The 11,696-nt window shown below is 65.5% G+C and carries 14 protein-coding genes and 1 pseudogene; 6 read left to right on the plus strand and 9 right to left on the minus strand.

Annotation, left to right across the window (positions count from 1 at the left end; translation table 11 throughout):
* Positions 1–14: 14 nt before the first annotated feature.
* The 4 genes from CK227_RS26180 to leuD form a co-directional block, all read right to left on the minus strand.
* Positions 15–365, minus strand: coding sequence for a VOC family protein (locus CK227_RS26180; RefSeq protein WP_095774854.1), 351 nt, complete (start codon positions 363–365; stop codon positions 15–17).
* Positions 366–369: 4 nt separating this feature from the next.
* On the minus strand, positions 370–762 hold the full coding sequence (locus CK227_RS26185; protein ID WP_095774855.1) for a RidA family protein: 393 nt from the start codon (positions 760–762) through the stop codon (positions 370–372).
* A gap of 193 nt (positions 763–955) precedes the next feature.
* The gene (locus CK227_RS26190) at positions 956–1,891 is read right to left on the minus strand and encodes a hypothetical protein (protein WP_095774856.1); all 936 of its coding nucleotides are present in this window, start codon (positions 1,889–1,891) and stop codon (positions 956–958) included.
* Between the two features lie 71 nt (positions 1,892–1,962).
* A complete protein-coding gene (gene leuD, locus CK227_RS26195) occupies positions 1,963–2,568 on the minus strand; it encodes a 3-isopropylmalate dehydratase small subunit (protein WP_019862120.1) in 606 nt (201 codons plus the stop codon).
* 155 nt (positions 2,569–2,723) lie between these two features.
* Between leuD and CK227_RS26200 the strand changes: the two genes are divergently transcribed.
* From CK227_RS26200 to CK227_RS26215, 4 genes are all read left to right on the plus strand, one after another.
* Positions 2,724–3,149, plus strand: a complete 426-nt coding sequence (locus CK227_RS26200; RefSeq protein WP_095774857.1) for a GNAT family N-acetyltransferase — start codon at positions 2,724–2,726, stop codon at positions 3,147–3,149.
* 91 nt (positions 3,150–3,240) lie between these two features.
* A complete protein-coding gene (locus tag CK227_RS26205) occupies positions 3,241–3,552 on the plus strand; it encodes a metalloregulator ArsR/SmtB family transcription factor (protein WP_064987727.1) in 312 nt (103 codons plus the stop codon).
* Positions 3,552–3,998, plus strand: a complete 447-nt coding sequence (locus CK227_RS26210) for an SRPBCC family protein (RefSeq protein ID WP_095774858.1) — start codon at positions 3,552–3,554, stop codon at positions 3,996–3,998. Before CK227_RS26205 ends, CK227_RS26210 begins: the two co-directional genes overlap by 1 nt.
* 38 nt (positions 3,999–4,036) lie before the next feature.
* Positions 4,037–4,528: an SRPBCC domain-containing protein gene (locus CK227_RS26215; RefSeq protein ID WP_095774859.1), complete on the plus strand. Its 492-nt coding sequence runs from the start codon at positions 4,037–4,039 to the stop codon at positions 4,526–4,528.
* A 170-nt stretch (positions 4,529–4,698) separates the two neighbouring features.
* On the opposite strand, the gene CK227_RS26220 is transcribed toward CK227_RS26215, so the two are convergent.
* Genes CK227_RS26220 through CK227_RS26235 form a run of 4 tightly spaced genes read right to left on the minus strand, consistent with a single transcriptional unit; the run spans position 4,699 to position 9,724 of the window.
* The gene (locus CK227_RS26220; protein ID WP_095774860.1) at positions 4,699–5,865 is read right to left on the minus strand and encodes an FAD-binding oxidoreductase; all 1,167 of its coding nucleotides are present in this window, start codon (positions 5,863–5,865) and stop codon (positions 4,699–4,701) included.
* A 29-nt stretch (positions 5,866–5,894) separates the two neighbouring features.
* A complete protein-coding gene (locus CK227_RS26225; RefSeq protein WP_095774861.1) occupies positions 5,895–7,496 on the minus strand; it encodes a HAMP domain-containing sensor histidine kinase in 1,602 nt (533 codons plus the stop codon).
* Positions 7,487–8,179 (minus strand): response regulator transcription factor, encoded by a 693-nt coding sequence (locus CK227_RS26230; RefSeq protein WP_095774862.1) that lies wholly within the window; start codon positions 8,177–8,179, stop codon positions 7,487–7,489. Before CK227_RS26230 ends, CK227_RS26225 begins: the two co-directional genes overlap by 10 nt.
* A 3-nt stretch (positions 8,180–8,182) precedes the next feature.
* The gene (locus CK227_RS26235; RefSeq protein WP_095774863.1) at positions 8,183–9,724 is read right to left on the minus strand and encodes a DUF4173 domain-containing protein; all 1,542 of its coding nucleotides are present in this window, start codon (positions 9,722–9,724) and stop codon (positions 8,183–8,185) included.
* A gap of 672 nt (positions 9,725–10,396) precedes the next feature.
* On the opposite strand from CK227_RS26235, the gene CK227_RS26240 reads away from it, so the two are divergent.
* Together CK227_RS26240 and CK227_RS26245 are read left to right on the plus strand one after the other, a co-directional pair.
* Positions 10,397–11,287 (plus strand): CoA ester lyase, encoded by an 891-nt coding sequence (locus CK227_RS26240; RefSeq protein ID WP_095774864.1) that lies wholly within the window; start codon positions 10,397–10,399, stop codon positions 11,285–11,287.
* A 49-nt stretch (positions 11,288–11,336) separates the two neighbouring features.
* Positions 11,337–11,543, plus strand: coding sequence for a DUF1737 domain-containing protein (locus tag CK227_RS26245; protein ID WP_095774865.1), 207 nt, complete (start codon positions 11,337–11,339; stop codon positions 11,541–11,543).
* A gap of 32 nt (positions 11,544–11,575) precedes the next feature.
* On the opposite strand, the pseudogene CK227_RS37450 reads toward CK227_RS26245, so the two are convergent.
* A pseudogene (locus tag CK227_RS37450) lies at positions 11,576–11,696 on the minus strand (IS110 family transposase); the annotation flags it as partial.

Raw genomic sequence — 11,696 nt, forward strand, 5'->3', positions numbered from 1 at the left:
GTTCAGAACCGCGATCACCGATGTGAGAGAATGTTGACCAGCCGGCCCAGGGGATCGCGCACATAAAAGCGCCGCACGCCCCACGGTTCGTCGGCCGGGCCGTATTCGATGGCGAAGCCGGCGGCCTTCATGCCTTGAAGTGCCGCCTCGACATCGTCGACCTCGATCGACAGGTCCGGCACCGGCATGCCGGAGCCGCCTTGCGCCATGAAGGAGACCTGCACCTGCATCTGTTCCTCGGAGCCGTAAGTGGCGATCCAGCCCTGGTCCATCAGCACGTCGAGGCCAAGCACATCATGGTAGAAGCGCTTCGCCGCCGCCGCATCCTGCGTCTCGATATTGGCCACGATGCGCCGGACCTTCATGGTCTCAGCGCCCCGGAGCCGAGCGTCGCAGCGCCGTGACTTCGATCTCGATCTTCATTTCCGGCTTGTTGAGCTGGCACACGATCATCGTCGCCGCCGGCCTGATGTTGCCGAATGTCTCGCCCAGGATCGGGAAGACCACGTCCACAAAGGCCTGGTCGGTGATGTAGTAATGCGCCCGCACCACGTCTGATATCTCGAAGCCGCCGTCGGCCAGCGCCTTGCCGATCGTCGCCAGGCAGTTGCGCGTCTGCGCCTCGACCGTCTCCGGCATCGTCATCGACGCATAGTCATAGCCGGTGGTCCCGGACACGAAGCACCAGTCGCCCTGCACCACCGCGCGCGAATAGCCGGCGGTCTTCTCGAAGGGCGAACCGGTGGAGATCAGTTTGCGCATTGGGGGCCTCCTTGGATTGTGGCCTGCATCTAGCAGGCGGCTCGGCGCGGGTCGTGGGCCAAGCAGGGCCGACCATTGTCACGATGCGGTGAAGCGCTGCCTCCCTCCCATCGTAATCCTATGGCGAAGCAAGGAGCGGAGCGACGCAGCGCAGACCCCTGGATGACGAAAGCGCTGCGCAGACGTAGCCGCCCTAATTCGCCGACGACAGTGCCTTATCCAGCGCTTCTTTCACGTCGGCCGGCCATGTCGCCACCGCCGGCCAGGCGTTCGGCTGGCCATTGTCGCCGCGGCGGGCGAAGTAGAGCTTGTGCTTGGCCGGATCGACCGCCATGAAGCCGTCATTGCCGCCGCAATCATGCGGCACGCAGCCACTGGCATAGAAGGCGCCCGACGCGGTCTTTTCCGTGCCGCCGCCGACCAGCAGGCTGGTCGCCATGTCGGGCATGTCCTTGCCGAGCAGCTTTTCGGCTTCCTTGTAGACCGCCTCATTGTGGAAGGCGTCGATGATGTTGTCGTATGTCGACGGGTCGATGTCTTTCCAGTCGGTCCCGGGTTCCGGCATGTAGGTCAAATTGCCGGAGGTGGTCAGTCCCGATGTCGGCGACCACTGCAGGGCCGGCTTCTGATCGCCCGGCAGCAGATAGGGCACGAAATAGATGGCGCTGTCGGAGATCGCCGCCGGCGGCGCGCCGCATTCGTCCTGCTCGACCGTCGTGGTCTTGATCTCGCCGTCCTTCGGCTTCCAGACGATCACCTTGGCCGGGCCGCATTGATTGCCGCCGTCGCCGACATCGACCAGCGCCACGTTGACGTCGCCGATCTTCACGATCCTGTCGAAGAAGACATCGTAGTTGCTGGCCAGCTGCTTGCCGTCATAGGCGAGCACCTTCTCGCCGTCCTGCTCGGGCTGCGTGATGGTCAGCTGGCCGCCCTCGAACGGTATCGGCGCCTGCTTGTCGTCGTCGGCGGGCGCCGCGTCGCTGGTGCTCGACGATCCCTGGTCGGTCGCCGGCTGGTCGGCCGGCTTCTGGGCTGCAGTTGGCGTCTGTGTCTGCGCAAAGGCGCTCGCGCTGGGCATCAGCAACAAGGCCAAGCCGCAAACGCCGGCAAGAAGCGAACGTGCCATGACTGTCCCTCCCTTCAGTCGCCACCAAACCCGGCCTGAACCCGGCCGGGCCTATCGTCGGACGGTACCGCTCAGGCCCAGGGACGCTGTTCGGCGTTCTTCTTCTCGAACGAGGCGATGGCGCCGGCCTTCTCCATGGTCAGGCCGATATCGTCGAGCCCGTTGAGCATGCAGTGCCGCTTGAAGTCGTCGAGGTCGAACTTGACGACGCCGCCATCCGGGCCGCGGATTTCCTTGGCTTCGAGGTCGATCGACAAAGTGGCGTTGGAGCCGCGCGAGGCGTCGTCCATCAGCTTTTCGAGATCCTCGGGGCTGACGGTGATCGGCAGCACGCCGTTCTTGAAGCAGTTGTTGTAGAAGATGTCGGCGAAAGAGGTCGAGATGACGCAGCGTATGCCGAAGTCGAGCAGCGCCCAGGGCGCGTGCTCGCGGCTCGAGCCGCAGCCGAAATTGTCGCCGGCGACCAGGATCTGCGCCTTGCGGTAGGCCGGCTTGTTGAGCACGAAATCCGGATTTTCCGAACCGTCGTCATTGTAGCGCATCTCGGCGAACAGGCCGGTGCCGAGGCCGGTGCGCTTGATCGTCTTGAGATAATCCTTCGGGATGATCATGTCGGTGTCGACATTGACGATCGGCATCGGAGCGGCGACGCCGGTGAGCTTGGTGAATTTTTCCATGGCTTTTGCCCGTGTTTTCGTTGCGGGGGATTTGCTGACGCCCCGTTTACACAAAGCCGAGGGCAAATAAAAGGCAGCTGTTCGTGCGCGCTGGCACAAGGGCCGTACCACAAAACGACTTCGAATTCGCGAAGCGATGGTGCAGTCTGGCCGGCATGGCTCAAAACTCCCATGTCGTCTACGCAAGCGAGCCTGCGCTCGGCATCGCCGAATTCCGCCGCGTGCTGGTTGAGTCCGGCCTCGGCGAGACACGGCCCGTCGATGATCCCGCCCGGCTGCGGGCCATGCTGTCCGGCGCCAATCTTGTGCTGACCGCGCGCCTCGACATCGAAGGCAAGCCGCTGATCGGCGTGGCCCGCGCAGTCACCGACTTCTCCTGGGTCTGCTACATCTCGGAACTCGCCGTCTCCCGATCGGCGCAGGGGCTCGGCATCGGCAAGGGCCTGATGGACGAGGCGCGGCGGCAGCTCGGGCCGTCGGTCGCCATCAGCCTGATTTCCATGCCCGATGCGGTCGGCTTTTACGAACGCATCGGCATGAAACGCATGGCCGACGCCTTCTGGTTCTCCCGCAAGGGCTGACTTTTTCTCCCGTGGCCGCGCCCAACCGCCGACGGCGCACGATGTTGCCGCTTGACATGCAACCAAATGGTTGCACATTAAAGCCATGAGCATGGATGCAGTCTTTCGCGCCTTGGCCGACCCGACACGCCGGCAATTGCTGGACAACCTCCATGCCCGGAACGGGCAGACGCTGAACGCGCTGTGCGCGGAGATGGACATGACACGCCAGGCGGTGACCAAGCATTTGGCGATCCTGGAGGAGGCCAACCTCGTCACCACGCTGCGCAAGGGACGCGAGAAGCAGCACTACCTCAACCCAGTTCCGATCAACGAGATCGCCGAGCGCTGGATCGGCAAGTTCGAGCGCCATCGGCTGGATGCATTGAGTGATCTGAAGAAACGCCTCGAAAGGGAAGACTGATGAGCAACAGCTTCGTTTACGTGACCTACATCCGCACCACGCCCGAAAAACTCTGGGAGGCGCTCACCGACCCGCAGTTCAATCGGCAGTTCTTCCTCTGCTCCTATCAGGAAAGCGAGTGGAAGGTCGGCTCCGGCTGGAAACTGATCTTTCCCGACGGCCGCGTCGCCGATTCGGGCGAGATCCTCGAGATCGACCCGCCGCGACGCCTGGTCATCAAATGGCGCAATGAATGGCTGCCGGAGGTCAAGGAAGACGGCTACACGCGCTGCACCTTCGCCATCGAACAGGACGGCGAGCTGATGAAGCTTGCCGTCACCCACGAGGCCGACGGCCCGCACCGGCTGATCCCGAATGTCTCCAAGGGCTGGCCGCTGGTGCTGGCCAGTCTCAAGAGCCTGCTCGAGACCGGCAAGGGTTTCGAGCGCCCGCCAACGAAAGGGTGAAGGGCTCGTTTCGATACCGAAACAAAACGGAGGCACCGATGATGCACGTCCTCGGGGTACAGAGCATGACCAATGGCGAGACGATCATGGCGTCGGCCGAGATCGAAGCGCCTGCGGAACGCATTTTTCGCGCGCTGGTCACGAGCGAGATAGAGCAATGGTGGGGGACCGCCGACACCTACCGAATGGCCGACTGGTCGGCCGACCTTCGCGTCGGCGGCCGCTGGACTGTCGTCGTCCGCACGGCCGACGGCAGGGAGCTGCCGGCGGGCGGCGAGTTCCTCGAGATCGAATCGCCACGCCGGATCGTGCAGACACGGGCCTATGCCTGGGACCATCCGACGCTTGGCCGGCGGCGAACCACGGTCGCCTGGCTGCTTGAGCCGACCGCCAAGGGTACGCGCCTCACCGTCTGCCATGGCGGTTTTGCCGGGCGCAGCGATGCGGCGGCCGAACATGCCGAGGGCTGGGGCCGGGTGCTGGCCTGGCTGCAGGCTTATGTCGAGGCCGGGAGACTGGCGGCGGCTTAGGCGCCTCTTCCTTCTCCCCTTGTGGGAGAAGGTGTCGCCGAAGGCGACGGATGAGGGGTGCTCCAGGGAACGCCAACGCCTCACTCCGCTGGAACACCCCTCATCCGTCTCGGCGCTGGCGCGCCGATCCACCTTCTCCCACAAGGGGAGAAGGGAGAACCGGCCGCTTCTCAAATCACGTTCAATTCCCGGAACGCCCGTCCCTGGGCCACCCGCTCATAGCCGAACGCCGAGCAGTCGATCGTCCGGTACCCGCCATGCACCAAGAACTCGGCCAGCGCCTTGCCGACCGCCGGCGCCTGCTGCAGGCCGTGGCCGGAAAAGCCGTTGGCGAAGAGGAAATTGCCGACTTCTGGATGCGGCCCGATCACCGCGTTCTGGTCGAGCGTGTTGTAGTCGTAGTGCCCGGCCCAGGCGCGGGTCGCCTTGATTGCCTCGAAGGCGGGAATGCGGGTCGCCAGCACCGGCCAGATCACCTCTTCGAACAGCGGCCAGTCGACCTCGAAATCGCTGGGGTCAGCCGGGCCGTCGCCCTCTTCCGGCTCGGCGCCGCCGGTGAGGTAGACCGAGCCTTCCGGCCGCACATAGATGCCGGAGGGATCGACCAGCAGCGGCATGTCGGCATATTTCTCGCGCGCTTCGAACACGAAGACGTTGCGCTTGCGCGGCTCGACCGGCAGCGCCAGCCCGGCAAGAGCCGCGACCTTGCCGGCATTCGGCCCGGCGGCGTTGACGACGATGCCGGCCTCTAAGGTCTGGCCATTGTCGAGCGAGACGCCGGTGACGCGGTTGCCGTCGCGCGCAATGCCGGTGACGGAAGCGGCGATGAAGTCAATCTTCTTGTCGCGCAGCGCCTTGCGGAACAGCGTCAGCATCGCATGCGCGTCGAACCAGCCTTCGCCGGTCCGGCCATAGGCGCCGGCGGAAATACCCTCGGCCGACAGCCAGGCAAAGCGCCGCGTCAGCTGCTCGGCGTCCTCGAGCACGATGTCGGCGCCTTCGGCGACCTGCGCATCATGGTTTGCCTTGAGCACCGGCAGGCCGTTCTCTCCGGCCAGGATGAGATAGCCGCCCTCGCGGAAACCGATATCGGCATCGGCGCCAAACGTCTCCTTCAGCCGCCGGAACAGGTTCAGCGTGAATTGCGACAGGCGGATGTTTTCCGGAATGGAAAATTGCTGGCGGATCGAGGCCATGGACAGCGTCGTCGCCGCATGGGCGAATTGCGGGTCGCGCTCGATGAGCGCGATGGAGCCGGAAAACCCTTCCTCGCGCAGATAATAGGCAATGGACGACCCGACGATGGCCCCGCCGATGATGACGATGTCGTAGCGCATTTTCTCTCCGATCCGAGCCGGCGGCCTGTCTATGCCGCCGGCAGTGTGATCTCGAAGCGCGTGCCGCGCTCGCTGTCAACCAGCCGGATCATGCCATCATGCGCTTTCAGGAGGGCCAGCACGATGCCGAGGCCCATGCCGGTGCCGCCGGTGGAGCGCCGCGTGGTGAAGAACGGCTCGAAGATGCGCGCCCGGTTGCTCGGCGAAATGCCGGCGCCGTCATCGCCGACCAGCACCGTCGCCTTGCCGCCGGCGCTGGCCACCGCGATCGAAACCAGCGTCGCGCCGTGCCTGGCGGAATTGTCGATGAGATTGGCCAGCACGATTGCCGCGTTCTCGGCCGAGATGCGCAAGGCGAGATCGCCGCCCGCCTCGACGCGGACCGCCAGCCTGGTGTCGGCGGGCAGCAGCGCCAGCGCGGCACCGATCGAGGTGCTTTCGCCGCTCGGTGCAAGATTTTCGGCTTTCGCCAAATCCAGCAGCCGCCGCACCAGCAGATTGAGCCGTCCGGCATCGGTGACGATGTTGTTGGAGAAGCGCCGTCGCTCCTCATCATCCATGGCGCTGCCGGAATCGCGCAGCAATTCGGCCGCGCCCTGGATCGCCGTCAGCGGCGATTTGAGCTCGTGCGAGACATGGGTGGCGAAGGTCTGGATCGAGTCCGATCGCGCCTGCAGTCTTTCGGCCATGTCGAGGAAAGCGGCGGACAGCTCGGCCATTTCGTAGGTGCCATGATGGTCGAGCGGCCGGATCGCGTCGCGCTCGCCGGCGGCGATGCGCTGCGTGCGGTCGATCAGCGCATAGATCGGCCGGCTGACCGTGCGCAGGAACACCAGGCCGATGAGCAGCGTGCCGCCGAGGATGGCGATCGCCGCCAGGGTCACCTTGCCGCGTTCGCCATAGAGATGCTTGATGATGTTGTTGGGTGTCCGCGAGACATAGACCATGCCGGCGACTTGGCCGTCGACGGCCACAGGCAGGGCGACGAAGACCCGCACCTTGGTGCCGCGGCTGACCGAATAGAGCGGCGGCGTCGGCTGGTCGGGAATGCGCAGCCTGAGCGCGCTGGCATAGTGGCCGCCAAGGGCGGTCCGCACTTCATCGACCTCGCCAAGCGACTGCCCGACCTCGCCGCGCCCGGCAATGACGACGCCCCGGGGATCGAGCAGCCGGAAGCCGGCCAGCGTGGTTTTCTGCGTGGCGTCGAGAATGCCGGACAGGCGCGTGCCGATTGCGGCGAAGGCTGGATCGGCGGTGGCGGACATGGCGGCCGGCCGGGTCGGAAGCACGGCGTCGGAGGCGAGATCGAGGCGCGGCTCGATCGGCCGGTACGGGCCGTCGGGATTGGCGGCTCGGCTGGCGCTGCCATTGGCCTGCGGCATCGGCGCGCCGAGTTTGTCCGGGGGAATGCCGGCCTCGCGCACCTCCTGCGCATAGATGGCGGCAATGGCCGCCCCTTGCGCGATCAGCTCCGCCTCGGTCTGGCGGATCAGCTGGTTCTCGTAGAGGCGGAAGAAGAACAGGCCGACCAGCGGCAAGGCCATTACCATGATCAGGATGGCGACGACGACCGTGGCAAGCCTTGGCCGCCATTTGCGGCCGATCCATTTGCTGGACGTCGTCAGCCGCATCGGCCGAGCCGGAAGCCGACGCCATGCACGGTCTCGATGGCGTCCAGGCAGCCTACCGACGCCAGCTTGGCGCGGATGTTGCGGATATGGCTGTCGACGGTGCGGTCGGCGACATGGATCTTGCCGGCATAGGCGTTTGCCATCACCGCGTCACGGTCGAGCACATGCGCCGGCCGCGCCAAAAACCCTTTCAGGATCGAGAACTCTATCCCCGTCAGGGCAAGCGGCTTGCCGTCGAAGGCGGCAGCGTGGCTGGCCGGCGCCAGAGTGAGCTTGCCATGCGAAAACTGCCGGTCGTCGGCCGCTGCGGCCGGCGCCGGGCGGGCGCGGCGCAGGATGACGTTGACGCGGGCGACCAGCTCGCGCGGGCTGAACGGTTTCGTCACATAGTCGTCGCCGCCCATTTCGAGCCCGAGTATGCGGTCGATCTCCTCGTCGCGCGCGGACAGGAACAGCACCGGCACGTCCGATGTGTGGCGCAGCCGCCGGCAGACCTCCAGCCCGTCCATCTCCGGCATGCCGATGTCGAGCACGACGAGGTCGGGCGCCCGGCGTCCGATTTCCTGCAAGGCGGCGGCGCCGTCGGCCACCCCAAGCGTCTTCATGCCGGCCTTTTCCAGCGCGAAGCAGATCACTTCGCGGATATGCGGGTCATCGTCGGCGACGAGGATGTGATGCGGCATCGGTCAGCGGCCCGGCAAGGAAGGTTGCGAAGGCTGAGGAAGCACGAGCGACCCCTTGCTGTCGAGATAGGCAAGCAGGCGCCAGTCGCGAAAGCTCCAGGCCCGCCAGTTTGCCTGGACGGTTCGGTACCAACCCTCGTCGATGCCACGCAGTCTCACAAGTTCGCGTGCGGCGCCGGCCTCGGCGGTCTTTCCCTGATGATCGAAGAAACGGTCGAGTGCTGGAAACGCGCCCGGGCCGAGCGAGCGCAGATACCAGGCGTCGAGGGGGATGCCCTGGCCGGTCATTTCGAAGGAATGGTCGACATTGTAATTGGCGATCGTCGCGGCGAAATTGATGAAACAGCAGGCATAAAGCGTCAGGGATAACGTCAGAAGATTGGCGGAGGAGAGCCATTCATTGGATTTTCCGAGCGCGATGCGGGCGATGATCAGCGCAAGGCCTGCCGCCACCAGCCCCATCCAGACAAAGGCGGCGATGCGCCAGTAGGTCAGCGCATAGATGCCGACATAGAGGTCGAGCCGCAGGATCGACGAGATGACCAGCATGATGTTCTGCGCCACCCAGGCATAGACCAGCCGGCGGATGACGGGATCCCCCGATGTTTCGCTGCCCGGCCTGAGCGCCGCCAGCACGAACCCGGCGGCGAGCAGTGCGGTGACAACAAGGGGATAGGCGCCACGATGCGCGTAGGCCGCGTAGCTCAGACCGTCGGGAAGGGCTGCCCCGCCCCACAGATAGGTGGCATCGAGCCCGGTCTGCAGCGCAAACAGCACGTTGAAGACGATCAGGGCGCGCAGGATGGCGGCCTTGCCGAACACGATGTCCTCGATGATGTGGCTTTGCGGATTGATCGCCGCCGCGGCAAGGGCATGGGTCGGCCGGGGGCCGCGCCGCGAAAAGCGCGGCAGGCGTGGCCGCAGAAAGGCCCAGACGCCGGCGAGCGCGAACAGCCAGAAGGCGATGCGCGCCAGCTGGATGAGGTCGAGCAGCTTCATCAGGTCGATCAGCGACAGCCAGTAGTCGATGACCGGATTGGCGGCGCCGAACAGTGCCAGGAACACGGCGCCCAGTGTCAGCGGCATCACCCAGACGGCGATCGCCGCCAGCCGCACACGTCGCCCGCCAAACCGGCGCGCAGTCTTGCGCCAGCGGATGAAATCGCTGACGAAGCGGAACGGCGCCGCCAGCCCGAACAACGCGATCTGGCCGGCAATGCGCGCCATGCCGTGCCGCAAGCGACCGCTCAACGAAAGCGCGAACACGACCAGCGCCGCGAGCGCGATCGAGACGGACAGGAGGCTGACATTTTCGGCGAGCGGCAGCAGTGCGACAAGCAAGGCGGCGGGCTTGAGCCAGACCCTGATGTCGCTGAAGGCCGTGGGATGCACGGCCACGACCGCGGCGGCGATCAGGATGGCGAACAGGAAGGCGGTGATGCCGGCGGGCTGACCGTAGAACAGGAAATCCGCCAGCACGACCAGCAGCACGGCAACACCGAAGCGACCGCAATAACTTGGCGCGGCAGAGAAGAACGCTGTCACGACCTGATCCTCCCGATGGTGTCCAGCCGGAAGGTCGGCGGACACTTGCGGGCGAAAGGGATGAGAATCGCCATGGGATTCGCGCGTGGCGGATCGACCAGCCACCAGCCTTCGCTGCGCAGGCGCTGTGGCACGGACCAACGGGGTTTTGCTCGCTTGTGCATGCTGCCTGTTTCGCAGGCCGGCAGGGGGATGGCAGGGCGGATCCGAGGAGCTTTTCCGCAGGCCTGTGCAGTTTTCGTGCAGGGTCGCGCGCCAGGGCTGGTGTGTCGCCCCAGCCAGGCTCCTTTTCCTCTCCCTCCGGAGGGGGGGAGAGGTGGCTCGGCGAAGCCGAGACGGAGTGGGGGGACCACCTGGCAACCGCCGCGAACGGACATAGGAAGGGCGCAAGCATTGCCTCGCCTTGCGCCCAAGGGTCGACCCCCACTCCGTCGAGCTTCGCTCGACACCTCTCCCCGATCGACGGGGGAGAGGAAAGGCCCCCTTCCGCAACGGCTGCGGAAGGGCGCTGAGCTTCTACCTCCCTTTGTGGGGAGGTCGGACCGAAGGTCCGGGTGGGGGCCCGGCGCCGACCCCACCCCGCTGCTTCGCAGCGACCCTCCCCACAAGGGAGAGGGTGGCCGCACAGCCCCAACGCTTGCCTCCACCAATCACACACGGCATAGATCGGGCATGGAACCCTACCGCCCGCGCCGCTCCGTCCTCTACGTCCCGGCCTCCAACGACAAGGCGCTGGCCAAGATCGCGCTTCTGTCCTGCGATGCAATCATCATCGACCTTGAGGACGCCGTCGCGCCGGCCGACAAGATTGCCGCCCGCGAAAAGCTGCCCGCCATCTTCGCCGGCCGCCCGGCTGCCAACCAACTCGGCCACCGCTGCGAGATGGTGGTGCGCGTCAATGCGCTGGCCAGCGAATGGGGCGACGACGACCTCCTGGCCGTGGCGAAAGTCGAGCCCGACGGCATCCTGCTGGCCAAGGTCGCCACGCCGCGCGACATCCTCGAAGTCGGCGACGTGCTCGACGACAATTTTGCCCCCGATAGCGTGAAACTCTGGGCGATGATCGAGACGCCGAAAGCCCTGCTCAACATCGGCGCCATTGCCGAACTGGGCCGCGACCCGGCCTCCCGGCTCACTTGTTTCGTTGCCGGAACGAATGATCTGGCCAAGGACACCGGTGTGCACGTGACGCCGGACCGGCGCTACCTCGTGCCATGGCTGATGCAGATGGTGCTGGCCGCGCGCGCCGGAGGCCTCGACATGCTCGACGGCGTCGCCAATGATTTTCGCGACCTCGACGCCTTTGCCCGTGAGTGCGCGGAGGCGGCCGCCATGGGCTTCGACGGCAAGACGCTGATCCATCCGGCCCAGATCGACGCCGCGAACCGCGCCTTCGCCCCCTCGCCGGAGGCGATCGCCGAGGCACGCGCGGTGAAAGATGCCTTTGCGCTCACGGAAAACACAGACAGAGGCGTGATCGCGCTGAACGGCAAGATGGTCGAGCGGCTGCATCTGGCACAGGCCGAAAAACTGCTGGCGAAGGCGGCCGCCATCGGCGCATGATATAGCCCCATGCTCGCGGGCTATGGGCACTTACGACAGGACTTGGGACATGAAACTCTACCGCTTTCTCACCGGCCCGGACGACGCCAGCTTCTGCCACAAGGTGACGGCGGCGCTGAACAAGGGCTGGCACCTGTTCGGCTCGCCGACCTATGCCTATGACAAGGAGGCCAAGACCATGCGCTGCGGCCAGGCGGTGGTGAAGGATGTCGACGGCCAGGAATATGGGCCGGATACCAAGCTCAGCGACTGGTAGGCCAGGCGCTGAGGCCTTCCTTCTCTTCGTCATCAACTCTGAGGAATGGCGGCGTCCCTGAGCCTAGCGTTTAAGGTGACGACGATCTTTCGCATGACGGCAGCGATGGCCACCATTGGCTTTTTGCCGTTGGTGATGAGGCGTTTGTAGAAG

It is taken from the genome of Mesorhizobium sp. WSM4308, assembly GCF_002294905.1.
Classification (GTDB): Bacteria; Pseudomonadota; Alphaproteobacteria; order Rhizobiales; family Rhizobiaceae; genus Mesorhizobium.

What these genes read in the sequence shown, in the direction of transcription:
- CK227_RS26185 (WP_095774855.1), bottom strand. Translation starts at nt 762, where the DNA reads ATGCGCAAACTGATCTCCACCGGTTCGCCCTTCGAGAAGACCGCCGGC.
- leuD (WP_019862120.1), bottom strand. Translation starts at nt 2,568, where the DNA reads ATGGAAAAATTCACCAAGCTCACCGGCGTCGCCGCTCCGATGCCGATC.
- CK227_RS26245 (WP_095774865.1), top strand. Translation starts at nt 11,337, where the DNA reads ATGAAACTCTACCGCTTTCTCACCGGCCCGGACGACGCCAGCTTCTGC.
- CK227_RS26240 (WP_095774864.1), top strand. Translation starts at nt 10,397, where the DNA reads ATGGAACCCTACCGCCCGCGCCGCTCCGTCCTCTACGTCCCGGCCTCC.
- CK227_RS26225 (WP_095774861.1), bottom strand. Translation starts at nt 7,496, where the DNA reads ATGCGGCTGACGACGTCCAGCAAATGGATCGGCCGCAAATGGCGGCCA.
- CK227_RS26220 (WP_095774860.1), bottom strand. Translation starts at nt 5,865, where the DNA reads ATGCGCTACGACATCGTCATCATCGGCGGGGCCATCGTCGGGTCGTCC.
- CK227_RS26180 (WP_095774854.1), bottom strand. Translation starts at nt 365, where the DNA reads ATGAAGGTCCGGCGCATCGTGGCCAATATCGAGACGCAGGATGCGGCG.
- CK227_RS26215 (WP_095774859.1), top strand. Translation starts at nt 4,037, where the DNA reads ATGATGCACGTCCTCGGGGTACAGAGCATGACCAATGGCGAGACGATC.
- CK227_RS26190 (WP_095774856.1), bottom strand. Translation starts at nt 1,891, where the DNA reads ATGGCACGTTCGCTTCTTGCCGGCGTTTGCGGCTTGGCCTTGTTGCTG.
- CK227_RS26230 (WP_095774862.1), bottom strand. Translation starts at nt 8,179, where the DNA reads ATGCCGCATCACATCCTCGTCGCCGACGATGACCCGCATATCCGCGAA.
- CK227_RS26200 (WP_095774857.1), top strand. Translation starts at nt 2,724, where the DNA reads ATGGCTCAAAACTCCCATGTCGTCTACGCAAGCGAGCCTGCGCTCGGC.
- CK227_RS26205 (WP_064987727.1), top strand. Translation starts at nt 3,241, where the DNA reads ATGGATGCAGTCTTTCGCGCCTTGGCCGACCCGACACGCCGGCAATTG.
- CK227_RS26210 (WP_095774858.1), top strand. Translation starts at nt 3,552, where the DNA reads ATGAGCAACAGCTTCGTTTACGTGACCTACATCCGCACCACGCCCGAA.